Source organism: Clostridioides difficile ATCC 9689 = DSM 1296, assembly GCF_001077535.1.
In the GTDB taxonomy this organism is placed as follows: domain Bacteria; phylum Bacillota; class Clostridia; order Peptostreptococcales; family Peptostreptococcaceae; genus Clostridioides; species Clostridioides difficile.
The window spans coordinates 1,287,843-1,310,838 of record NZ_CP011968.1; the positions used below are offsets into that span (position 1 = coordinate 1,287,843).

The window sequence follows — 22,996 nt, forward strand, 5'->3', positions numbered from 1 at the left end:
AAATAATAAAAGATAGAGTTTTATTTAGACATTTATTACAAATCAAAATTTATTACATATTATTTATAAAAAAATCTAAGGAGGAAATAATAATGAAAATATTAGTATTAAACTGTGGGAGTTCTTCATTAAAATATCAATTAATAGATATGAATAATGAAGAAGTTTTATGTATAGGATTGGTTGAAAGAATAGGAATAGAAGGTTCTATATTAAAACATGAAAAAGCAGGTAGAGATGATAAATACGTTGTTGAACAACCAATGAAGGACCACAAAGATGCAATAGCATTAGTTTTAGAAGCTGTTGCTCATCCAGAATTTGGTGCAGTTAAAGAAATGAAAGAAATAGATGCAGTAGGACATAGAGTTGTACATGCTGGAGAAAAATTTGCAACTTCAGTAGTAATAACTCCAGAAGTAGAAGAAGCTTTAAAAGAATGTATAGATTTAGCTCCACTTCATAATCCAGCAAACATAATGGGAATAGATGCTTGTAAAGCTATACTTCCAGATGTACCAATGGTAGGTGTATTTGATACTGCTTTCCATCAAACAATGCCTAAATCTTCATACTTATATGGTTTACCTCATGAGCTATATACTAAATATGGGGTAAGAAGATATGGATTCCACGGAACTTCTCATAATTATGTATCTCAAAGAGCAGCAGAGATACTAGGAAAAGATATAAAAGATTTAAAAATAGTAACTTGTCACTTAGGAAATGGTGCTTCTATAGCTGCTGTTGATGGTGGAAAATGTGTAGATACATCTATGGGATTCACTCCATTAGAAGGATTAATAATGGGAACTAGATGTGGAGATATAGACCCAGCTATATTACCATTCTTAATGAGAAAAGAAGGTTTAGATGCTGATGGATTGGATAAATTAATGAATAAAGAATCTGGAGTATATGGAATGACTGGAATTTCTAGTGACTTCAGAGATATAGAAGATGCAGCTAAAAATGGAGACGAAAGAGCTCAAGCTACATTAGAAGCGTATGTTAAAAAAGTACAAAAATATATAGGCGCTTATGCTGCTGAAATGAATGGATTGGATGTTGTAGTATTTACTGCAGGCGTTGGTGAAAATGGAAAGGCTATAAGAGCAGATATTGCTTCTAACATGGAGTTTTTAGGAATGAAATTAGATAAAGAAGCTAATGATGTTAGAGGAAAAGAAACAGTAATATCTACTGCTGATTCTAAAGTAAAAATGCTTTTAATACCAACTAATGAAGAATTAATGATAGCTAGAGATACATTAAGATTGGTAAAATAATTAAATTAAACCTATGCCTATCAAGTAAAAATACTTGACAAACAAATGCTAGATTTGTATAATAAATTTGGTGATATGTTGAGGTGAACTTAATGAAAGTTAGCATAGAAAAAATAAATAGAAAAGAAACTGACAAAATAGACTTGAATTTTTGTGAAAAAATTGATACTATTAGTTATTGTGATGAGATTTACAAATTAGTATCACCTGTAAATTTAAAAGGGAAAGTGTCAAAGACTAATAAAGGTTTGTATCTAGATATAGATGTCAATTTTACAATTGTTGACAATTGTTCAAGATGTCTTAAAGAAGTAGAAATACCACTAGAGTATTCTATACAAGGTTTTTTAGTAAAAGAAGAAGATTATGATGAAGATGAGTTTGAGGAATTTGATCCTTTTATATTCGATGGTGAAGAAATCGACCTTATTGATATAATAGAACAGACATTAGATTTTAATGTACCTCATAAAGTTCTTTGTAGTGAAAACTGTAAAGGTCTTTGTCAAGTATGCGGGGCAAACTTAAATGAAGAAGAGTGTTCTTGCAGTGAAATTACAAACGATGAGGAATACATAGATCCTCGTTTTGCTAAATTAAAAGATTTATTTAATTAAATTTTGACTAAGGAGGTGGCGTAAATGGCAGTACCAAAGCGTAAAACGTCTAAATCAAACACAAAAATGAGAAGAGCAGCTAACTCAAAGATGGAAGCAACAGGATTTGTAAGTTGCCCACAATGTCATGAGCCAAAATTACCACATAGAGTGTGTCCAGACTGTGGATATTATAAAGGTAAAGAAGTTGTGTCTAAGTAATAGCTTCTAAAAAGCATGTAGAGTATACTCTACATGTTTTTTTTGTACATATAAAAAAATAAGATGATTTACTAGAGAAAATAAGTGGATTTTATGCATATTAAAAAATAGAAAAATAATAATATAAGTATTGAAAATTTTTGTGTGTTACTATATACTACTATTAGTAGCTGGTACTAATTACAGCTATAAAATTTGGAGGGAACATGAAAAAGAAAAGTAAAGCCCAAAGACAAAAAGAGCTTATAGATATGCTAAAGACAGATCCTTTTTATACTGATGAAGAATTATCAAGTCTGTTTGATGTAAGTATACAGACCATAAGATTAGATAGAATGAGTCTAAACATACCAGAGCTAAGAGAAAGAGTCAAATCAATAGCAGAAACTCAGAGTTCAAAAGTAAAGACTTTAGGAGTAAAGGAAATTACAGGAGAAATCATTGATTTATCTGTAGGGCGATTAGGTATATCTATGTTAGAAGTTACACAGGACATGATTTACTCTAAGACTAATACTTTAAAAGATACGTATATTTTTTCTCTAGCAGATTCATTGGCAATGGCTATAATAGATGCACCTAAGGTTATTATGAGAGTTGCAAATGTAAAAAGTTTTAAGTTGATAGAACAACAAGATAGACTTATAGCAAAAGCAGAAGTGTATAGAAATATAGATAAAAAGCATTATGTAAAAGTTGTTATCAACAATAAAGCCCAAGAGCAAATATTTAGAGGAAAGTTTATCTTTGAAGAATTAGATTAGGAGGGAAATTATGAAAATAGTAATTGATGGAATGGGTGGAGATAATGCACCTAAATCTAATGTAGAAGGCGCAGTAAATGCTATAAAAGAATATCAGGTTGATTTAATAATCACAGGAGATAAAGATTTACTTGAAAAGGAATTTTCAAATTATGAATTTGATAGAAATAAATTAGAGATAGTTCATACTACTGAGATTATAGAAAACGAAGATAAACCAGTAAAGGCTATAAGAAGTAAAAAAGATTCATCTATGGTAGTAGCATTAAATCTTGTAAAAGAAGGAAAGGCAGATGCTATAATATCAGCTGGAAATACAGGAGCCTTACTTGCTGGTGGATTATTTGTTGTTGGTAGAATAAAAGGAATCGATAGACCTTGCTTATGTTCAGCAATACCAAATGTAAAGCGAGGAATGACACTTATAGCAGACTGTGGCGCAAATGCAGATTGTAAACCTAAGAATCTAGTTGAATTTGCAGCTATGAGTAATATTTATTCAAGAAAAGTTTTAGGTCTTGAAAATCCTAAGGTAGCATTAGCAAATGTTGGACTAGAAGAAGGCAAAGGCAATGATTTAGTCAAAAGGTCATATGAAGAAATTAAAAAATTAGATTTAAATTTTATAGGGAATGTAGAAGCTAGAGAAGTTATAAATGCATACACAGATATAATCATATGTGATGGATTTACAGGTAATATATTACTTAAATCTGCTGAAGGTGTAGCACTTTCAGTTATGAGTCTTATAAAGGAAACTTTTATGGCCAGTACAAAAAGTAAAATAGGAGCATTACTTATAAAGGATGATTTAAGAAAATTAAAAAGTTTTATAGATTATTCTGAGTATGGGGGAGCTCCACTTTTAGGTCTAAATGGAGGAGTTATAAAAGCTCATGGTAGTTCTGATGCTAAAGCTATAAAAAATGCTATAAATCAAGGAATAAAATTTTCAAAGGGAAAAGTCGTTGAAGATATTAACCAATTTATAAGCAAATACAATGAAGAAAATAAAAATAACGAAGATGAATAAACTCGTTTTGGAGGTTTAATATATAATGAATACAAAGGCTGGAATATTAGGAGTAGGAAGTTATCTACCTGAGCAATCATATGATAATTTTCACTTCGAAAAAATAATGGATACATCAGATGAGTGGATAAGTACTAGAACTGGTATTAAGGAAAGAAGATTTGCCAAAGAGTCTGAAGCAACTTCTGACTTAGCATCTAAAGCTGCCTTAAAAGCTATAGAATGTGCAAAGTTAAACGTAGAGGATATAGAGCTGATTATATTAGCTACAATTACTCCTGATATGTCTTTGCCTTCAACTGCATGTATAGTACAAGATGCAATAGGAGCAGTGAATGCTACTGCATTTGATATATCAGCAGCTTGTTCTGGATTTGTATATGGAGTAACTATTGCAAAGCAATTTGTGGAAACAGGTTGCTATAAAAATGTGCTTGTAATAGGAGCAGAAACTTGTTCTAAGTTTTTAAATTATGATGATAGAACAACAGCAGTATTGTTTGGAGATGGAGCTGGAGCAGCTGTTATTGGCCCTGTAAATGAGGGTGGAATACTGTCTACACATATGGGCTCTGATGGTAAAGGAAAAGATTGTTTAAAAGTACCTGCTGGAGGTTCAAGACTTAAGGCAAGTAAAGAGACTGTAGAAGCTAATCTACATACAATAGAAATGGCAGGTAGTGATGTGTTTAAATTTGCAGTTAGAAAGATGGCAGAAACTTCTTTAAGAGCTCTTGAAAAAGCAAATCTAAATACAACTGATATAGACTACTTAGTGCCACATCAAGCTAATATAAGAATCATACAAGCTTCTTCTAAGAGATTAGAGCTTGATATGAAAAAAGTTTATGTAAATATAGACAAATATGGAAATATGTCTGCTGCATCTATACCAGTAGCATTAGATGAAGCTTATAGAGAAGGTAAAATTAAAAAGGGTGATAATGTAGTTTTAGTTGGCTTTGGTGGAGGTCTAACTTGGGGGGCTTCAGTTGTCAAGTGGACTTTATAGTATAAAATATCTAAAATGATTTAATTAACAAAATTAAACTTATACACAAAATAAAGTTGATTAATAATAAAAAGTTTACTTTTATGATTTCAAATGAAGGAGAATTGTATGAATAAAATTTGCAAAATATTAAATATAAAATACCCAGTTATCCAAGGGGGAATGGCATGGGTAGCTACTGCATCATTAGCAAGTGCTGTATCTAATGCAGGAGGACTTGGCATAATAGCAGCAGGAAACGCACCAAAAGAAGCTATAAAGAAAGAAATTGTTGAGTGTAAAAAATTAACAGATAAACCTTTTGGAGTAAATGTAATGCTTATGTCGCCATTTGTTGATGATATAATTGATTTGATTATAGAAGAAAAAGTTCAAGTTATTACTACTGGTGCTGGAAATCCTGCAAAGTATATGGATAGATTAAAGGAAGCTGGAACAAAGGTTATTCCTGTAGTACCTACAATAGCTTTGGCACAAAGAATGGAAAAGCTAGGAGCTACAGCAGTAATAGCAGAAGGTACTGAAGGTGGAGGACATATAGGAGAACTTACTACTATGGTCTTAGTTCCACAAGTTGCTGATGCTGTAAACATACCTGTAATAGCTGCTGGAGGAATTGTAGATGGTAGAGGAATTGCAGCATCATTTGCATTAGGTGCCAGTGCAGTTCAAGTAGGAACTAGATTTATTTGCAGTGAAGAGTGTTCTGTCCATTCAAACTATAAAAACTTAGTACTAAAAGCAAAAGATAGAGATGCAATTGTAACAGGAAGAAGTACTGGTCATCCAGTAAGAACATTAAAAAATAAACTATCAAAAGAATTTTTAAAGATGGAACAAAATGGAGCTACTCCTGAAGAACTGGATAAAAAAGGTACAGGAGCTTTAAGATTTGCAACAGTAGATGGAGACATAGAAAAAGGTTCATTTATGGCAGGTCAAAGTGCTGCTATGGTAAAAGAAATAACACCTTGTAAGGAAATTATAGAGGCTATGGTAAATCAAGCAAGAGAGATTATGCCAGCAATAGAACTGTAAATCAGGAGGAGCAAGATGGGAAAAGTTGCACTAGTATTCCCTGGTCAAGGAGCTCAATATGTAGGTATGGCCAAGGATTTATATGAAAATAATGCTGTTGCTAAAAGTGTAATAGATGAGGCTAGTGATGCCTTAAATATGGATTTAAAAAACCTTATGTTTAATGGAAATGAAGAAGAACTTTCTAAAACTGAAAACACTCAACCTGCCATGGTTACACATAGTGTAGCAGTATTAAAAGCGGTACAAGCTCAAATAGATTTAAAATATAATGCATGCTTAGGATTATCCTTAGGAGAGTATAGTGCGTTGGTTGCAGCAGATGCAATTGACTTTAAAGATGCTGTATGTTTAGTTAAAAAAAGAGGTAAGTTTATGCAGGAAACAGTTCCAGCAGGTGTTGGAGCTATGGCAGCAGTTTTAGGTTTAGATAGAAATGTACTTGAAAATGTGGTTAAAGATATACAAGGAGGTATTGTAGAAGTAGCAAATTACAATTCTCCTGGACAAATAGTTATATCTGGTGAAAATGAAAAGATAGAAGAAGCAATGGTAAAATGCAAAGAAGCAGGAGCAAAAAGGGCAGTTAAATTAAATGTAAGTGGACCTTTTCACTCATCAATGTTAAAAGAAGCTGGTGTAAAATTGGCCAGTGAATTAGAAAAAGTTAACATAACTAAACCTAAAGTTGATGTGGTGGCAAATGTAAATGCAGATTACTATAAAAACGAAGGTAAAGACCTGCTTATAAAACAAGTAAGTTCATCTGTTCTTTGGGAAGATTCTATAGAAAGACTTTTAAATGATGGATATGATACTTTTATAGAAATGGGACCTGGAAAAACTTTAAAAGCATTTATTAAGAAGATAGCTTCCAATAAAAAAGCAAATGTCAATATTTATAATATAGATGGTATAGATTCTCTTAATGAATTTGTACAAAATTATAGAAATGGAGAGATATAATGATAAATCTTACAGGACAAGTAGCAGTTGTTACTGGTGGCTCTAGGGGTATAGGAAAAGAAATAGCAAAAAAACTAGCATCTTTTGGAGCTGATGTAGTAATCAATTATACTTCTAAAGAAGATGAAGCACTAAAAACTAAAAATGAAATAGAAAGTATGGGGGTAAAGTGTACCTCTATAAAATGTGATGTATCTAAATTTGATGAAGTGAATCAAATGATAGATTCTGTTGTAAGCGAATTTGGAAAAATTGATATATTGGTTAATAATGCAGGCATAACTAAAGATGGTCTGCTTATGAGAATGAAAGAAGAAGATTTTGATAGAGTTATAGATATAAACTTAAAAGGTGTCTTTAATTGTACAAAAGCAGTTACTAAACCTATGATGAAAAAGAAGTATGGAAGAATAATAAATATGACTTCAGTAGTTGGAATTATGGGTAATGCAGGGCAAACTAATTATTGTGCATCAAAAGCAGGTGTAATTGGATTTACAAAAGCTTCTGCAAGAGAGTTAGCATCAAGAAACATAAATATAAATGCAGTAGCACCTGGATTTATAGAAACAGATATGACTAAAGTACTAAGTGATGATGTAAAAGAATCAACACTAGCAAACATACCAAAGAAATCTTATGGTAAACCAGAAGATGTAGCCAATGCCGTAGCATTTTTAGTTAGTGACATGTCAAGTTATATAACAGGACAAGTAATAAATGTAGATGGTGGAATGGTAATGCAATAATAATTTAAAAAGTAGAGAAATCTATTAAAATAAAAAATTTTAGGAGGTACACAATGTTTAATAAAGTTGTAGAAATAATAATAGAGCAATTAGGAGTAGAAGATAAAGAAATAACTATGGAAACATCATTAATGAAGGATTTAGAAGCAGATTCATTAGATGCAGTAGAAATAATAATGGCACTTGAAGATGAATTTGGTATAGAAATACCAGATACAGAAGCAGAAAACTTCAAATCTATAGGAGATATAGTTAAGTATATAGAAGCTAATAAATAGTCGAGCTTTAAAAAAGTGGAGGTATCCGATGAATAAAAGAGTAGTAATAACAGGACTTGGATGTGTTACGCCGTTGGGAACAGGAAAAGAAGAGTTCTGGAGTAATATAAAATCTGGAGTATCTGGTATAGATAAAATAACTAATTTTGATGCTAGCACATATCAAACTCAGATAGCAGGAGAAGTTAAGAATTTTCATCCAGAAGAATATATAAGTAAAAAAGAATTGAAGAGATTAGATAAATTTGCTCAATTTGCAATAGTATCTGCTAAATTAGCAGTTGAAGATGCAAATCTTGATTTAGATAAAGTTGATAGAGAACGTTTTGGTGTTATAATAGGTTCTGGAATAGGTGGAGTTGAAGCCATAGAAACTCAACATAAAATTCTTTTGGAAAAAGGAAATAAAAGAGTAAGTTCACTTTTTGTACCTATGATGATAGGAAATATGGCAGCTGGTCAAGTTTCAATATTTTTAGGAGCAAAAGGGCCTAACACTAATGTATGTACAGCTTGTGCATCAGGAACTCATTCAATAGGTGATGCTTTTAAGGTAATTCAAAGAGGTGATGCAGACATTATGGTAGCAGGGGGTTCTGAAGCTGCTGTAACAGGTCTTGCTTTTGCTGGATTCTGTAACATGAAGGCTATGTCAACTAGAAATGATGACCCTAAAACTGCATCAAGACCATTTGATAAAGACAGAGATGGTTTTGTAATGGGAGAAGGAGCAGGTATTGTTATCTTAGAAGACTTAGAACATGCTTTAGCAAGAGGCGCTAAAATATATGCAGAAGTAGTTGGATATGGTTTAACTGCTGATGCATACCATATGACAACTCCAGCTGAAAATGGAGAGGGAGCAGCTAGGTCTATGAATATGGCTTTGAAAGATGGAAATGTTCCATTAGAAGAAGTAGATTATATAAATGCTCATGGAACTTCAACTTATTACAATGATTTATATGAAACTATGGCTATAAAAACTGTATTTGGAGAAAAGGCATATGACTTATGTGTGTCATCAACAAAATCTATGACTGGTCACTTATTAGGAGCATCAGGTGCTATAGAGGCTGTTGTTTGTGCTATGAGTATAGAAGATAGTTTTGTGCCTCCAACTATAAACATACAAGAAGTTGGTGAAGATTTGGATTTAGATTATGTTCCAAATCAAGGTAAAGAAAAAAATATTAGATATGCACTATCAAATTCTTTAGGATTTGGTGGGCATAATGCTACAATAGTACTAAAAAAATATGTATAAATAAATATTAAATATAAAACTAAAAAACAAGCACTTGTTTTAACTGTATAAATTTATATTAGCTTAAATTTAAAGTCTCCTAAATTATTTTAGGAGACTTTTTTATTAAGATTTAAGTCTAGGATATGTTGTAAATCATTTTGATATATTGTATTATTAATTATTAAGAGGTTATTTATATATGCAAGTTTTCATTCTACAATATACAAAAGGAGGACTAAAATTTTGAATTTTAGACTACCAAAGAAAAGGTTACCCAAAAAGATAATTTTTATATGTATAATACTTATTAGTATTATTTTGTTTATAAAGTATGACCAAAATGGATTGAAAGAAAGAGAAATTATAAATAAGGGAAAATATATGTCTGAAAGCCTTGTGGCAGATAAGGAGTATGATGAAGCAAAAAAAGTGGTTAAGACTTCTTTTGAATCTATTCCAGAAAAAAAATACAATAAAGTATATAATGAAGTTTGGGATATGTTAAAGACTATTTCATATGTTCCAGATGGAACGAAGATAGTCATTGATTCTTTAGAAAAGATGAGAGAATCAGATGTGAAATTATCTGATGAATGTAGATTTAATATAGAAAAAAGATTAGCATCAGTGTATATAATGGATAATAATTATTCTAAGGCAGTAGATTTAACTGTAAAGTCTATAAAGTTGGCTGAGAAATTGGGGAATAATTATGAAAAAGCAAGACTAGATGTTGATTTGGCGAGCATATTTTTAAAGATAGGTGGCTATGAAACAGGAGAGAAATTAATAAAGGATTCTTTTAAAATAGATATTGATGAAGGTGAAAAAAATGGAATGGTTAGATTATATGCTATTATAAATCTAGCAGAAATATATGTAGAAGAGGGAGAATATGATAAAGCTATTGAAATAAGTAGCAGGATAAAAGATTATAAAAAGTTTGTAAATACGGATAATTACAATGATTTTGATATAATGGCCTCTATAATGCAGTCAAATGCGTATGTGGGCAAAAATAATATACAAAAGGCAAAGACTTTTTTAGAAAAAGCTGATTATCTTATAAAATCAGATAGAACAGTTTATATATTAGATAAAGATATGTACTATTATATGGCAATGGGAAACTTAGAATATAAAAGCGAAAATTATAATTCTGCAATAGATAATTATAAAAAAAGTTTAGAGATATCTACCAAAAGAAAGTTAACCCAGGAGAAAATAAAAAATTTAAATAAGATATTAAATATATATGAAAAACAAGGAAATATAGAATCTTTAAATGAGTATCAAAAGATGTTAATAAATGAATATAAAGAGAACAAAAGTATAAGAGATTCAGAGACTAGTTTCTATATAATTGATAAAGTATCAAACGAAAGTAAGCTATTTGAAAAAACTAAAAAAGAAATAAAATATTATAAAATATTATTTACCGTAATTTTAATTGCTATATTAGGGTCTACTTTTTTATACAACCGATTGAAGTATTTTAAAGCACAAAATTTACATGATGGTCTTACAAATGTTTATAATAGAAAAAGTTTTGATATTATGTATGAAAAGTACAGAGAGAAAGATGATAATTTTGCACTTGTGATGATAGATATTGATAATTTCAAGCTCATAAATGATAATTATGGACATAAATTTGGTGACACTGTTATAAAGGGAATAACAAATACCATTTGTGTTATGTTAGAACAAGATGATAAAGTCTTTAGGTACGGAGGAGAAGAATTTTCTGTATTAATAAGAAATAAATCTGGTGAGGAAGTAGCAGATATAATTGACAGTATAAGGGTTGCAATTGCAAATAAAAAGTGGAATGATGATGTGACTGTGACTATAAGTGCAGGTGTAGCTCATATTTCAGATAGCAAAGATGTACTAGAAGAAGCTGATAAAAATTTATATAAAGCAAAACAACTTGGTAGAAATAAAGTAGTATATAAGTAATTATATACTATATAAATAAGAGGTATAAATATGAAACAATCAATAGCTATAGTAACTGATAAAATAACTAAACTATCATCTTTCTTAGAAGAAAATATACGTTTGGTTTTAGGTAATTATATTGATATAAACCACTATTATCTGGAAGTTTTAAAAGAGAATGATAAAATACAAGGTGATTTTGTACTAGTAATGAATGACGATAGATTAAACAGTATGAGAAAGCATTTAGTACAAGATAGTAAGATTATAGTGATAAGGAGAACACTTAAAGAAAATGAAATATATGGATTATTTTCAATACCAAATGGAACTGAAGTATTGGTTGTAAATGATACAAAAGAAACTACCTTAGAAACGATAAGCTTATTTTACAAAATAGGAGTAAAAAATTTAAAGTTTACTCCATATATTGAAGGAAAAATTTATAAAAATATAGACATAGCTATAACGCCTGGAGTAAAGGGAAAAGTACCAAGTTATATAAATAAAGTAATCGACCTTGGAAATAGATATATTGATATATCTACCTTTATAGAAATAATAAATGGTCTTAGAATAGATGTTAAAGAAATACGTAAAAATTTAATGGCATATTCTGAGAGTTTAATAAGTTTAGATAATGGAGTTAAAGATAATTATAGGCAACTGTTTTTAAAAATAGAAGAACAAGATGTTATATTGAATCTATCAAAAGATGGAATAATATTTACTTCAGCAGATGGTATAATAAACACATTTAATAAAGAAGCTTTAAAAATTTTAGGTATAAATGAAAATCCACAAGGCAAAAACATAGAAGATATCATTTCTGAAGATTTAAATATTTTACTTGAAGACAAAGAAATAATTGATGAAGTGGTATTTACAAATAAAAAATATATAAATGTAAATAAAAAAAATATTTTTTCTATGGGGAATAAAGCTGGGATATATTATAACTTACAAGAAATAACGTATATAAAAAAATTAGAACAAAATCTTACTAATAAATTAAGAGAACAAGGTCAGATAGCAAGATATACATTTAAAGATATAAAAACTAAAAATAAAAATATGGTAAAGTGTGTAGAATTGGCTAAAAAAATATCTAAATCAGACCTTTCTGTATTAATAATAGGAGAAAGTGGTACTGGTAAAGAATTATTATCACAATCAATTCATAATGCTTCCAATAGAAGTAATCAACCGTTTATAGCAGTTAATTGTGCAGCAGTTCCAGATAGTCTATTAGAAAGTCAACTGTTTGGATATGAAAAAGGCTCTTTTACAGGAGCTTTAAGAGAAGGAAAAAAGGGTCTATTTGAACTTGCTAATAATGGAACTATATTTCTGGATGAAATTGGAGATATGCCTCCATTGCTACAGACAAAGTTACTAAGGGTATTACAAGAAAAGCAGGTTATGCCTATAGGTTCCCATAATGTTATAAACATAGATGTTAGGGTCATAGCAGCAACAAACAAAAACTTACTAAAGATGATTAGAGAAGGAAAATTTAGAGAGGACCTGTATTATAGACTAAATGTATTGCCAATAGATGTACCATCATTGAGGAATAGAAAAGAAGATATAATAACACTTATGAATTTCTTTTTGAAAAACAATATAAGACTTTCGCCAGAAGTTATAACTATTTTAGAAAAATATAATTGGCCAGGAAATATAAGAGAGTTACAAAATGTTGCTTCTTATGTAAGTCTAATGTGTGATAGTATGGTTTTTAGAGATGACTTACCACCATATATAAGGGTAGAATGTGCTAACAATTATGAAGATGGATTTGGTTATACAAGAAAAGAATTTGAGGAAATACTGAGGATTCTATATGAAAGAAGAGAGTCATCCTCTGGAATTGGAAGAGGGTTTATAATCGAAAAGCTTATACAGGAAGGTATTGAGATTTCTGAAAGCAAAGTTAGAAAGGTGCTATCTTATTTAAGTGAATGTGGATACATATCATCTAAATCTGGTAGAGGAGGAAGTCAAATAACCTCAGAGGGGATAAAACTTTATAATAATATAAATTAAGCTAAGTATTTGATATTGAAATCACATATTTTGAATTTAGATATTTAAATAATAATAAACTTTTATATTTATAGAGATTAATTTATATTATGTCAGAAAGAATATTGTAATTTACACTTAAATATTAATAGGTTTTTAAAATAGGATTAGATAGGTAATAGGTTAAGTTAGAATAACCCATTACCTATTTTTATTTGTAAGAAAAGTGTACATAGAATTAGAAGTAAAAAATACAACTAATAAAACTATTGAAAATACTAGATAAATAATAAATAAAAATAATTATAGATTTTGGCATACATATTGCTAATTATAGAGATAAGACGACAAAATAATTGGGAGGTTTAATGATGAAATACAAAACAACAGGGACTTGTGCTACAGAAATTGAATTTGAAGTAAAAGAAAATAAAGTTACAAATGTAAACTTTATAGGTGGATGTGATGGAAATTTAAAAGGGCTAAAAGTATTAGTTGAAGGCATGAATATAGAAGATGTAATACAAAAGTTAAAAGGAATAGAGTGTAAAACAAAGCCAACATCTTGCCCAGACCAACTGTCTCTAGCATTGGAAAATTATATGAATATAAAGTAATACATAAAACAATCGATTAGTTAGGAGTTTAATTATGAAACCAATAATAGGGATTTTAGGAAATTTAATAATAATGGAAAATGGTATGTTTCCAGGTCTTGAAAGGTCATATGTAAATAATGATTATATAAATGCAGTGCTAAAAGGTGGCGGTAGTCCAGTAATAATTCCTGTAAATACAGATAAAGAAGTTATAAAAAAACAGATTGAAATGGTTGATGGAGTCTTAATATCTGGGGGATGGGATATCAATCCTCAACTGTATGGAGAAGAAACAAGAGAAGAAACGACATTTATATATCCAGAAGTGGATGAATTTGATTTAATTGCAATAAGTATAGCATTAGAACTTAAAAAGCCTATATTAGGTGTATGTAGGGGACTACAAATTTTAAATGTAAGTTTAGGAGGAACTTTATATCAAGATAATAATCTTATAGAAGGAAGTTATATAAAACATACACAATCTTCTAAAAGACATGTAGCTACTCATAAAGTTGATGTTAAAGAAGGAAGTATTTTAGAGGGAATTTTAGGAAAACAATTACTTACAAATAGTTATCATCATCAAAGTGTCAATCAGCTTGGAAAAGGATTAAAAGCCATAGCATACTCAAAAGATGGTATGATAGAAGCTATTGAGAAAGAGGATGAAAATTTTGTAGTAGGAGTACAGTGGCATCCAGAAATGATGGTAGATTACTGTGATAAAATGGAAAAACTATTTAAATATTTTATAAATATTTGTTCGAATTTATAATATACCTTGGGGGGATTGAACATGAACGAAAAGAACAAAATGGGATTAATAAGTATTATACTTTTAGGTATTAATGCAGTAGTAGGAGCTGGAGTTTTTCTATTACCAGGAGATGCAATGAAATCATTTGGTGTAGCAAGTATATTTGTATATATATTTGATATGTTGTTAGTTTTATCTATGGCATTCTGTTTTGCTGAGGTTGCAGGTAAATTCAATAAAAATGGTGCTGCCTATGTATATACAAAAGAAGCTTTTGGAGATTTTTGTGGTTTTGAAGTAGGTCTTATGAAATGGGTAATAGGATGTATTTCTTGGGGAGCTTTAATAGTAGGTTTTCCTACATCATTATCAGCAGTATGGGCTCCAGCAGGTGAACCACATATACAAAAAATTATAATTGTAGCCATGATAGTTGGGCTTACAATTATAAACTTATTAGGTGTATCTCTATCAAAAATTGTACAAAATGTTATAACTGTAGGTAAACTAATTCCATTAATACTATTTATAGGAATAGGTATATTTTTTATAAAAGGAGTTAATTTTACTTCTTCAACAATGGTACCTCCAGGAGCTGGAGCAACAGAGTTTGGAGCAGCAGCACTTTTAATGTTTTATTCATTTACAGGATTTGAATCTATAGCAGTTGCAGCAGAAGATATGGAGAATCCACAAAAAAATATACCAATAGCAATTATAAGTGTAATAGTAATTGCATCAATAATATATATATTAAATCAAGTTGTATGTGTTGGTATACTAGGAGATTCATTATCTAGTACATCTACACCAGTGGCAGATGCTGCAAGAATATGCTTTGGAAATATGGGAGCTGGATTGGTTACCTTTGGAACATTGGTTTCTGTTGGTGGAATTTGTATGTGTGGTGCTTTTGTAAATCCAAGAAGTTGTGTAGCTTTAGCTGATGATAAAATGTTACCGAGAATATTTGCAAGAAAAGATAAAAAAGGTACACCATATGTAGCGATAATAGCTACTATGTTAATCACTATACCAATAGCTCTATCTGGAAGTTTTGCTGAATTAGCAGCAATAAGTGCAGTTGCTAGATTCATACAATACATACCAACATCTTTATCCGTATTAGTGTTTAGAAAGAAAAGACCAGAATTAGTAGGTACTTTTAAAACTCCTTTTGGAGCAGTGATTCCTCTAATTGCTGTATGTGTTGGAACATGGTTATTATTCCAAGCATCTATGCATCAATTAATTATGGGATTAGGAGCTTTGGCAATTGGAGTACCATTATACTTTATAATGAAGTCTTATAATAGAAAAGTCTATGGTGAAAATTTAAAGAAAATAGTTTAATTATGTTATAACAGTTTATTGAGTTAAAGTTAGACATTGGCAGAAAATTAAATACAAATAAGTATCTATAAGGCTATATTAAAATATTATTAATTTTTTATTTTAATATAGCCTTAAATTGTTATCAATAAGTGAAAAATATTGTAACAATAGAAGAACAATAGTATTATGTTTATAGACAAAAAACTTATTAGGAGGTAAATTTATGCCAACAATAACATTAAAAAATGGTGTAGACGTACTTATTAGAGAAGGAGTAAGGGAAGATGCTCAAAGCATTATAGATTTTTATAATGAAGTGGGTGGAGAAACTCATTTTCTGTCATTTGGAAAGGATGAATATAAAATATCTTTGGAGGAACAAGAAAATGCTATAGAATCAGCAAAAGCATCTGATAATTCTGTTAAACTGATTGCATTTATAGATGGTGAAATAGTTGGGATTGCAACGATTGATTCTAATCAAAAAGCAAAAGGAAAGCATGTTGGAGTATTAGGAATTGTTGTAAAAGAAAAATATTGGGGAATTGGATTGGGTAAAAGGCTTATGTTAGACCTTATAGAATGGTGTAAATCAAATGGAATAACCAAGAAGATAACTCTTGTCACTAATGAAGAAAATTATAATGCTATAGGATTATACAAAAAAGTTGGATTTGAAGTAGAAAGCATACTAAAGAAAGAATGTTATTATAATGGTGTTTATACTGATTTAATAGGAATGTCACTTTTATTGGGAATATAATTAGTGTACATTTTATCTCGAAAAAAGTATATTAAGTATGGTATAATTAAAAAAGAATATAACTTAATATAATTTTGGAGGACGAATTATGAAAAATCTGTGTAAAATATCAGATGATTATTTAAACAGCAAGCTTAAGTATTTAAAGTTATTATCAAAACAATATCCAAGTATATCAAAAGCAAGTACAGAAATAATAAATTTAGAGGCTATATTAAATCTTCCAAAGGGAACAGAGCATTTTATAACAGATGTACATGGTGAATATGAACCATTTGTACATGTATTAAAAAATGGTTCTGGTGTAATAAAGAGAAAAATAGAAGAATTGTTTTCAAATACAATAAGAGACAGCGAAAAAAAAATGTTAGCAACTCTTGTATATTATCCTGAACAAAAGTTAGACCTAATAATTAAGCAAGAGGAAAATATAGATGATTTTTATAGAATAAATATTTATAGACTTATAGAACTTTGTAAATATGCTTCTAGCAAATATACTAGGTCTAAAGTTAGAAAACTGTTACCAGAAAATTTTAAATACATAATAGAAGAACTTTTGCATGAGCATGTTAAAAGTGAACATAAAGAAGAGTACTATAAAAGTATAGTTGAAACAATAGTTGACATAGGAATAGCTAAGGAGTTTATAATTGCTATTTCTACAGTTATACAAAAATTGGTTGTAGATAGACTTCATGTAATAGGAGATATTTATGATAGAGGTCCAAGACCAGATATAATTGTCGATAAGCTTATTGAACATCATTGTGTAGATATTCAATGGGGAAATCATGATATATTGTGGATGGGTGCAGCCTCAGGTGAAAAAACTTGTATAGCAAATGCACTGAGGATATCAGCTAGATATGCGAATTTAGACATTGTAGAAGACATATATGGAATAAATCTGTTGCCTTTGGCCACTTTTGCTATAGAAATGTATAAAGATGACCCTTGTAAAGAATTTATTCCAAAGGTTAATGACCAAAGTGTAACAACAACAGAAAAGTCTTTAATGGCAAAAATGCACAAAGCAATAAGTATAATTCAATTTAAGCTTGAAGGTGAGGTTATAAGACGAAGACCTGAATTTGAAATGGAACATAGACTCTTGCTTAATATGATAAACTATGATGAAGGTACGATTAATTTAAAAGGTAAAACATATAAATTAAAAGATACTTATTTACCTACAATAGACAAAAAAGACCCATATAAATTAACTATGGAAGAAAGAAATGTTATTGATAAATTAGTATCTTCATTTAGAGGTAGTGAAAAATTACAAAAACATGTTTCATTTTTGTTTTCTAAAGGAAGTATATATTTAAAGGCTAACTCAAATTTACTGATTCATGGATGTGTACCGTTAAATGAAGATGGAAGCTTTATGTCTATGAATATAATGGGAAAAGAGTATAAAGGTAAGGCTCTTATGGATAAGATGGAGTCTCTAGCAAGAGAAGGATTTTTCTTTAAAGATAAGGCAGAAGAAAAACTGTATGGCATGGATATTATGTGGTATTTATGGACTGGGAAATGTTCATCATTATTTGGTAAAGATGATATGACTACATTTGAAAGATACTTTATAGCTGAAAAAGAGACTCATAAAGAAAATAAGAACCCATATTTTAAACTTAGAGAAAATGAGATGGCTTGTAAAAGATTATTTGAAGAATTTGATTTAGAACTTGATGAATCTCATATAATAAATGGTCATGTTCCTGTGGAGAGTAAAAATGGAGAGAGCCCAATAAAAGCTAATGGTAAAATTCTCGTTATAGATGGTGGTTTTTCTAGGGCTTACCAAAAAACTACTGGTATAGCTGGATACACTTTGATATACAATTCTAGAACTTTGCAATTAGTATCGCATGAACCATTTAATTCTGCTGAAGAAGCCATTGCAAATGAAAGTGATATCTTATCGACAACTGTTGTAGTAGAGCATAAGGCAAAGAGAAAAATGGTGAGAGATACTGATGAAGGAGTAAAGATACAAGAGGAAATAGAAGATTTAAAACTACTTTTAATGGCGTATAAGAAAGGGCTAATAAAAGAAATGTAGATGTTATAGAGGCACTTCATGATTGAAGTGTCTTTTTGTTAATACTTATTAAATATATTATAAAGATTAATAATAGTAGTTTATATTATACTTACTAAGTGAATCCAAGATAAATGGGTTCACTTTTTTTATTTATAAACATTATTAAAAAAATATAGATGTTTTGGTTATATTCCTTGTCCTTTATAAATAGAATTATATAAACAAAGGAGGAGGACAAGAGATGAATAAACTTTCTGATGAAATAATAAACTCTCTTTCTACAACTATAAGAGAAAAGGTAGAAAAAGTCTCAAACAATAATCTGAACATAGAAGAAATTAGGTTACGCTCACAAAAACCATTGATACTAAATGCAAACTCTAAAGATTATTTTTACAATCAAAAAACTATGACACTTGATTTAAATCAACAAAACTCATATGTAGTAACAAGAGAAGATGTAGAGCAAACTTTTCAAATAATATGTAAATATTCAATACATTCATTTATGGATGACATAAAAAAAGGATTCATAACTTTGAGAGGAGGTCATAGAGTAGGGTTAGTTGGAAAAGCAATAGTAGAAGATGGACAAGTCAAAAATATAAAGCATATATCATCTTTAAATATAAGGGTATCAAGGGAAATTATTGGATGCTCGGATAAGATTTTAAGTCATATCATAAAGGGAAAAAATCAGATTAATAATACTTTGATAATATCACCACCTCAATGTGGAAAAACAACTTTAATAAGAGATATAGTAAGAAATTTAAGTAATGGTAATGAAGATTATGGATTTAAAGGTTTAAAAGTGGCTTTAGTAGATGAGCGTAATGAGATAGCAGGATCTTATCTAGGTGTTCCACAAATGGATGTGGGAATAAGGACTGATATAATAGAAACTTGCCCAAAAGACTTGGGTATTACAATGCTTTTAAGGTCTATGTCACCAAATGTTATTGTGACAGATGAAATTGGAAGTGAAAAAGAAATAAAGGCATTATACACAGCATTAAATGGAGGTATAGGATTAATAACTACTGTGCATGGAGATTCAATAGAGGATATACAAAATAGAAAAGAATTAAATAGACTTCTGGATAAAGAGTTATTTAAAAAGGTTATAATTCTTTCTGCAAAAAGAGGAGCAGGAACAATTGAAAAAATTTATGATTTAGAAGAAAAGAGATGGTATTTTGCAAATTAAAATAATTATTATAGCTTTCTTGATAGGAAGTAGTTATTTGATAGGTGAACAAATATACAAAACTTATACTCGTAGACATAAACAATTAAACGATTTAATAAGAGTTTTAGAAATTTTGAGGATGGATTTATCTTTTGGACTTTATACATTAGAAGAAATCTTTAATAGGATAGGTGGAAATAAAGAGTTTTGTTTTTGGAAATTTTTCTATCAAATATCAGAAGGACTTCACAATGAACAAAGTAAAACTTTGGAAATAATAATATCAGAAAATATTGATGTATTAAGTAAAGAAACTTATCTAGGCAATAAAGAAATTGAGGAACTGAAAAATCTAATACTTACTTTAGGGAAAAGCGATATAGAGTCACAACAAAGAATGATAGATTTATCTATAGAAAATTTGAAAAAACAAACCTATGAGACAAAGGAAGATATAAACAAAAAAGGCGTATTGTATAAAAAATTAGTGACATTCATAGGTATAGGTATATGTATTATATTGATTTAATATGGGGAGGTTTATTATGGAAATATCATTGATATTAAAGGTTGCAGGTGTCGGTATTCTAATATCAGTATTGAATATGATATTGGAAAAAACAGATAGAAAAGATTGGGCAGGTCTTACTACATTAGCAGGTGTAATAATCGTATTGGGTATGGTAATAACAGAAATAAGTGACTTGTTTAATACTGTAAGAACAATGTTTCAACTTTACTAAAGAGGAGGGAGTAATTTGGAAATAATGCAATTAATAGGAATTGCAATCATTTCAACTACACTCTGTTTAGTAATTAAAAAAGATAGACCAGAGATAGCAAATTTCATAGCTATAATAACTGGAGTAATAATACTATTGTCAGTTATGTTTAAGCTAAATTTTATAGTAGATAGTATACAAGATTTGGCTAACAAGGCTAACATCCCGACTATGTATATATCATTAATAATAAAATTAATTGGGATAGCATACTTAATGGAATTTGCGATACAACTTTGTAAAGATTGTGGGGAAGGAAACATTGCTTCAAAACTAGAATTTGGAGGTAAAATAATAGTTATGTCAATGTCTTTCCCTATACTTTTGTCCATTGTAGAAATGGTGGTGAATATAATTCCATAGATGTGTATCTTGGAATGAATATAAGTATATTAGAGAGCTTTCGTTGTATTGAGGTTTATAGAGTGAAGAGAGGCATGGTTGCTTATGAAAAAAAGATTTTTACCAATGATTATAGGTTTTTTATTTACTTTCTTTTTTGTAAATATCTTTGCTATTATGATATTTGCTAATGAAGTACCAAGTAGTGAAGATAAAGAATATGGTGAAACAAAAAATAGCATAGATAAGTATATAGATGGTCAATTAGACAAGCTAGATATAAATGAGATTCAAGACTATATAAATAAAGAAATAGTTATTAATGATGTTAATTTAAAATCATTTGTAAAAGATTTAATTAGTGGAGAAAAAAATATCTTAGATTTATTCAATAAAGATGGATTGAAGATATTGATGTTTGATGAATTTAAAGCAAGTTTAAAGGTAGTAGCAGTAATTTTGGTACTGGCTCTGCTATCATCTATTTTAAAGAGTCTGGAAAACTCTTTTTCATCAGGTGCAGTAAGTCAAATAGCAACATATATAATATTTATCACAATGGTATCACTTACACTTATTGGTTTTAAAGATGTATTACAGATTTGCTATGATGCAATAGACCATACTGTAGGTCTTATGCAAGTTATAATGCCAATATTAATAACATTTTTACTTTTAATTGGATTCCCAATAACGTCGACTACTTTGAATCCTATCTTCATAGGAGGAGTAACATTTATAAATGTATTTTTTAAAAATTTTCTATTTGTATCTATTACTGTTGCATTTGGAATTTTAATAATAAACAATTTATCAAAAAATATAAGGCTAAAGAGATTTTTCTCCTTTGTAAAACAAATAAATTATGTTTCTATTGGAGCTATGTTTACTGTTTACTTAGGTCTTGTATCCATACAAGGACTGTATGTAACCAGTTTTGATAAATTCAGTGTGAAGACTGCTAAATTTGCTATAGGTAATTTTATTCCTGTTGTAGGTGGATTTGTATCTGACTCTGTGGATATTTTATTATCTTCATCTCAGCTTATAAAAAATATATTTGGAGGAATAGGGCTTATCTTACTTGTTGGAATTTGCTTACTTCCAGTAATAAAAATTTTATCAGTAATAGTAGTGTACAAATTAGCAGCAATAATTGTAGAACCTGTTGGAGAGGATGGAATATCTAATTTTTTAAATGAAGTGGCAAATTTAATGATAATAATGCTAGCATCAGTAATTGCTATAACAGTAATGTTCTTTGTAACTGTAGCTATCTTGACCTCGATAAGTGTCGTAAGTCAAGGGTAATTTATATATCAGTGAAAAATAATTACATTTAATCTAATATTTTTAGAGAGGAGGATGCTATGTTAGAGGGCATAAAGGCATGGATAGTTAGTGTTTTGATAGGAGCATTTATAGTAAATATAGTAGATATGATTTTACCAAGTTCTAAGATAAAACCTTATGTCAACCTAGTTTTAAACTTTATGTTTGTATTTATTGTAATAACTCCAGTAGTAGGATTTTTTTCAAAAGATATGAGTTTAGAAGATAGAATATTAAAATCTATGGGAAACTACAACAAGCAGTATGTAGATAGTACAAATGCTTTGGCAAAAGAGACTGGAAATAATAGTCTATCCAAGGGATATGAGGATGGGTTAAAAGAAGTACTTAAATTAAAACTTGATGAATATGGTTATGATTTAGAAGATATAGAGCTTAATGGGGCAAATATAAATAATATAAAAATAAAAGAAAAGAATAATAGTGCAAAAAGTAATAACAGTTCCAATGAAGAAAATAAAAATAATAGTACTAAAAGAGAGGAAGAAAACATAAACTCTAATGACAAAGAAAATTCTAAACAAGTCTTCAAAAAAGGTACAGAGTATGGGTTGAACCTAAATGAAGAAAAATTAAAAAACGACTTAATAAAGGTGCTGGATGTTTCTATAGAAGATATACAAATTGATAAATAGGAGTTGGGAGA

At 29.4% G+C, this 22,996-nt stretch carries 24 protein-coding genes; all 24 read left to right on the top strand.

Translation table 11 applies throughout. The annotated features are described in order from the left end of the window. Positions 1-92: 92 nt before the first annotated feature. The 24 genes from CDIF1296T_RS06295 to CDIF1296T_RS06410 all read left to right on the top strand — a co-directional run bounded on the left by CDIF1296T_RS06295 (position 93) and on the right by CDIF1296T_RS06410 (position 22,985). On the top strand, positions 93-1,289 hold the full coding sequence (locus CDIF1296T_RS06295; protein ID WP_003438096.1) for an acetate/propionate family kinase: 1,197 nt from the start codon (positions 93-95) through the stop codon (positions 1,287-1,289). Positions 1,290-1,381: 92 nt separating this feature from the next. Then, complete coding sequence (locus tag CDIF1296T_RS06300) at positions 1,382-1,906, top strand: YceD family protein (RefSeq protein ID WP_003419111.1); 525 nt, start codon at positions 1,382-1,384, stop codon at positions 1,904-1,906. A gap of 24 nt (positions 1,907-1,930) precedes the next feature. Further along, a complete protein-coding gene (gene rpmF, locus CDIF1296T_RS06305) occupies positions 1,931-2,107 on the top strand; it encodes a 50S ribosomal protein L32 (protein WP_003419113.1) in 177 nt (58 codons plus the stop codon). A gap of 206 nt (positions 2,108-2,313) precedes the next feature. Then, the gene (gene fapR, locus CDIF1296T_RS06310; protein ID WP_003419115.1) at positions 2,314-2,871 is read left to right on the top strand and encodes a transcription factor FapR; all 558 of its coding nucleotides are present in this window, start codon (positions 2,314-2,316) and stop codon (positions 2,869-2,871) included. 10 nt (positions 2,872-2,881) lie between these two features. Further along, on the top strand, positions 2,882-3,904 hold the full coding sequence (plsX, locus tag CDIF1296T_RS06315; protein WP_003428446.1) for a phosphate acyltransferase PlsX: 1,023 nt from the start codon (positions 2,882-2,884) through the stop codon (positions 3,902-3,904). A 25-nt stretch (positions 3,905-3,929) separates the two neighbouring features. Then, positions 3,930-4,916, top strand: coding sequence for a beta-ketoacyl-ACP synthase III (locus CDIF1296T_RS06320; protein ID WP_003438099.1), 987 nt, complete (start codon positions 3,930-3,932; stop codon positions 4,914-4,916). Positions 4,917-5,024: 108 nt separating this feature from the next. Next, complete coding sequence (gene fabK, locus CDIF1296T_RS06325) at positions 5,025-5,954, top strand: enoyl-[acyl-carrier-protein] reductase FabK (protein ID WP_003419125.1); 930 nt, start codon at positions 5,025-5,027, stop codon at positions 5,952-5,954. A 15-nt stretch (positions 5,955-5,969) separates the two neighbouring features. Further along, on the top strand, positions 5,970-6,920 hold the full coding sequence (gene fabD, locus CDIF1296T_RS06330; protein ID WP_009896100.1) for an ACP S-malonyltransferase: 951 nt from the start codon (positions 5,970-5,972) through the stop codon (positions 6,918-6,920). Beyond that, positions 6,920-7,669: a 3-oxoacyl-[acyl-carrier-protein] reductase gene (fabG, locus tag CDIF1296T_RS06335; protein ID WP_003428442.1), complete on the top strand. Its 750-nt coding sequence runs from the start codon at positions 6,920-6,922 to the stop codon at positions 7,667-7,669. The genes fabD and fabG overlap by 1 nt, the downstream gene beginning before the upstream one ends. Before the next feature lie 53 nt (positions 7,670-7,722). Then, the gene (gene acpP, locus CDIF1296T_RS06340; RefSeq protein WP_003419132.1) at positions 7,723-7,947 is read left to right on the top strand and encodes an acyl carrier protein; all 225 of its coding nucleotides are present in this window, start codon (positions 7,723-7,725) and stop codon (positions 7,945-7,947) included. A 28-nt stretch (positions 7,948-7,975) separates the two neighbouring features. Further along, a complete protein-coding gene (gene fabF, locus CDIF1296T_RS06345) occupies positions 7,976-9,214 on the top strand; it encodes a beta-ketoacyl-ACP synthase II (protein WP_003438103.1) in 1,239 nt (412 codons plus the stop codon). A gap of 225 nt (positions 9,215-9,439) precedes the next feature. Beyond that, a complete protein-coding gene (locus CDIF1296T_RS06350) occupies positions 9,440-11,158 on the top strand; it encodes a tetratricopeptide repeat-containing diguanylate cyclase (protein WP_009896103.1) in 1,719 nt (572 codons plus the stop codon). A gap of 30 nt (positions 11,159-11,188) precedes the next feature. Then, positions 11,189-13,189: a sigma-54 interaction domain-containing protein gene (locus CDIF1296T_RS06355; RefSeq protein ID WP_018112784.1), complete on the top strand. Its 2,001-nt coding sequence runs from the start codon at positions 11,189-11,191 to the stop codon at positions 13,187-13,189. A 350-nt stretch (positions 13,190-13,539) separates the two neighbouring features. Next, the gene (locus CDIF1296T_RS06360) at positions 13,540-13,785 is read left to right on the top strand and encodes a TIGR03905 family TSCPD domain-containing protein (protein WP_003428433.1); all 246 of its coding nucleotides are present in this window, start codon (positions 13,540-13,542) and stop codon (positions 13,783-13,785) included. A 34-nt stretch (positions 13,786-13,819) separates the two neighbouring features. Beyond that, positions 13,820-14,545 (top strand): gamma-glutamyl-gamma-aminobutyrate hydrolase family protein, encoded by a 726-nt coding sequence (locus CDIF1296T_RS06365; protein ID WP_009896107.1) that lies wholly within the window; start codon positions 13,820-13,822, stop codon positions 14,543-14,545. Positions 14,546-14,566: 21 nt separating this feature from the next. Then, the gene (locus CDIF1296T_RS06370; RefSeq protein WP_009896109.1) at positions 14,567-15,880 is read left to right on the top strand and encodes an APC family permease; all 1,314 of its coding nucleotides are present in this window, start codon (positions 14,567-14,569) and stop codon (positions 15,878-15,880) included. Positions 15,881-16,085: 205 nt separating this feature from the next. Continuing rightward, on the top strand, positions 16,086-16,625 hold the full coding sequence (locus tag CDIF1296T_RS06375) for a GNAT family N-acetyltransferase (protein ID WP_003428430.1): 540 nt from the start codon (positions 16,086-16,088) through the stop codon (positions 16,623-16,625). A gap of 88 nt (positions 16,626-16,713) precedes the next feature. After that, positions 16,714-18,699, top strand: coding sequence for a fructose-1,6-bisphosphatase (locus tag CDIF1296T_RS06380; protein ID WP_009896112.1), 1,986 nt, complete (start codon positions 16,714-16,716; stop codon positions 18,697-18,699). A 223-nt stretch (positions 18,700-18,922) separates the two neighbouring features. After that, the gene (gene spoIIIAA / locus CDIF1296T_RS06385) at positions 18,923-19,891 is read left to right on the top strand and encodes a stage III sporulation protein AA (protein ID WP_009896114.1); all 969 of its coding nucleotides are present in this window, start codon (positions 18,923-18,925) and stop codon (positions 19,889-19,891) included. After that, a complete protein-coding gene (locus CDIF1296T_RS06390; protein WP_003428426.1) occupies positions 19,881-20,402 on the top strand; it encodes a stage III sporulation protein AB in 522 nt (173 codons plus the stop codon). Before spoIIIAA ends, CDIF1296T_RS06390 begins: the two co-directional genes overlap by 11 nt. Before the next feature lie 16 nt (positions 20,403-20,418). Continuing rightward, entirely contained in the window at positions 20,419-20,616 is a 198-nt protein-coding gene (gene spoIIIAC, locus CDIF1296T_RS06395) for a stage III sporulation protein AC (RefSeq protein WP_009888937.1), read from the top strand. A gap of 24 nt (positions 20,617-20,640) precedes the next feature. Beyond that, positions 20,641-21,018, top strand: a complete 378-nt coding sequence (spoIIIAD, locus tag CDIF1296T_RS06400; protein ID WP_003428424.1) for a stage III sporulation protein AD — start codon at positions 20,641-20,643, stop codon at positions 21,016-21,018. 84 nt (positions 21,019-21,102) lie between these two features. Next, positions 21,103-22,308 (top strand): stage III sporulation protein AE, encoded by a 1,206-nt coding sequence (spoIIIAE, locus tag CDIF1296T_RS06405; protein WP_003438121.1) that lies wholly within the window; start codon positions 21,103-21,105, stop codon positions 22,306-22,308. Between the two features lie 59 nt (positions 22,309-22,367). Beyond that, entirely contained in the window at positions 22,368-22,985 is a 618-nt protein-coding gene (locus CDIF1296T_RS06410; RefSeq protein ID WP_003438123.1) for a stage III sporulation protein AF, read from the top strand. Positions 22,986-22,996 lie beyond the last annotated feature (11 nt).

Excerpts from the sequence above, each read along its gene's own strand:
- CDIF1296T_RS06410 (WP_003438123.1), top strand. The coding sequence starts at position 22,368 with ATGTTAGAGGGCATAAAGGCATGGATAGTTAGTGTTTTGATAGGAGCA.
- CDIF1296T_RS06355 (WP_018112784.1), top strand. The coding sequence starts at position 11,189 with ATGAAACAATCAATAGCTATAGTAACTGATAAAATAACTAAACTATCA.
- spoIIIAA (WP_009896114.1), top strand. The coding sequence starts at position 18,923 with ATGAATAAACTTTCTGATGAAATAATAAACTCTCTTTCTACAACTATA.
- CDIF1296T_RS06370 (WP_009896109.1), top strand. The coding sequence starts at position 14,567 with ATGAACGAAAAGAACAAAATGGGATTAATAAGTATTATACTTTTAGGT.
- CDIF1296T_RS06300 (WP_003419111.1), top strand. The coding sequence starts at position 1,382 with ATGAAAGTTAGCATAGAAAAAATAAATAGAAAAGAAACTGACAAAATA.
- plsX (WP_003428446.1), top strand. The coding sequence starts at position 2,882 with ATGAAAATAGTAATTGATGGAATGGGTGGAGATAATGCACCTAAATCT.
- CDIF1296T_RS06360 (WP_003428433.1), top strand. The coding sequence starts at position 13,540 with ATGAAATACAAAACAACAGGGACTTGTGCTACAGAAATTGAATTTGAA.
- CDIF1296T_RS06295 (WP_003438096.1), top strand. The coding sequence starts at position 93 with ATGAAAATATTAGTATTAAACTGTGGGAGTTCTTCATTAAAATATCAA.
- CDIF1296T_RS06320 (WP_003438099.1), top strand. The coding sequence starts at position 3,930 with ATGAATACAAAGGCTGGAATATTAGGAGTAGGAAGTTATCTACCTGAG.
- CDIF1296T_RS06375 (WP_003428430.1), top strand. The coding sequence starts at position 16,086 with ATGCCAACAATAACATTAAAAAATGGTGTAGACGTACTTATTAGAGAA.
- CDIF1296T_RS06380 (WP_009896112.1), top strand. The coding sequence starts at position 16,714 with ATGAAAAATCTGTGTAAAATATCAGATGATTATTTAAACAGCAAGCTT.
- rpmF (WP_003419113.1), top strand. The coding sequence starts at position 1,931 with ATGGCAGTACCAAAGCGTAAAACGTCTAAATCAAACACAAAAATGAGA.
- CDIF1296T_RS06365 (WP_009896107.1), top strand. The coding sequence starts at position 13,820 with ATGAAACCAATAATAGGGATTTTAGGAAATTTAATAATAATGGAAAAT.
- fabG (WP_003428442.1), top strand. The coding sequence starts at position 6,920 with ATGATAAATCTTACAGGACAAGTAGCAGTTGTTACTGGTGGCTCTAGG.
- acpP (WP_003419132.1), top strand. The coding sequence starts at position 7,723 with ATGTTTAATAAAGTTGTAGAAATAATAATAGAGCAATTAGGAGTAGAA.
- spoIIIAE (WP_003438121.1), top strand. The coding sequence starts at position 21,103 with ATGAAAAAAAGATTTTTACCAATGATTATAGGTTTTTTATTTACTTTC.
- spoIIIAC (WP_009888937.1), top strand. The coding sequence starts at position 20,419 with ATGGAAATATCATTGATATTAAAGGTTGCAGGTGTCGGTATTCTAATA.
- fabD (WP_009896100.1), top strand. The coding sequence starts at position 5,970 with ATGGGAAAAGTTGCACTAGTATTCCCTGGTCAAGGAGCTCAATATGTA.
- fabF (WP_003438103.1), top strand. The coding sequence starts at position 7,976 with ATGAATAAAAGAGTAGTAATAACAGGACTTGGATGTGTTACGCCGTTG.
- spoIIIAD (WP_003428424.1), top strand. The coding sequence starts at position 20,641 with ATGCAATTAATAGGAATTGCAATCATTTCAACTACACTCTGTTTAGTA.
- fapR (WP_003419115.1), top strand. The coding sequence starts at position 2,314 with ATGAAAAAGAAAAGTAAAGCCCAAAGACAAAAAGAGCTTATAGATATG.
- fabK (WP_003419125.1), top strand. The coding sequence starts at position 5,025 with ATGAATAAAATTTGCAAAATATTAAATATAAAATACCCAGTTATCCAA.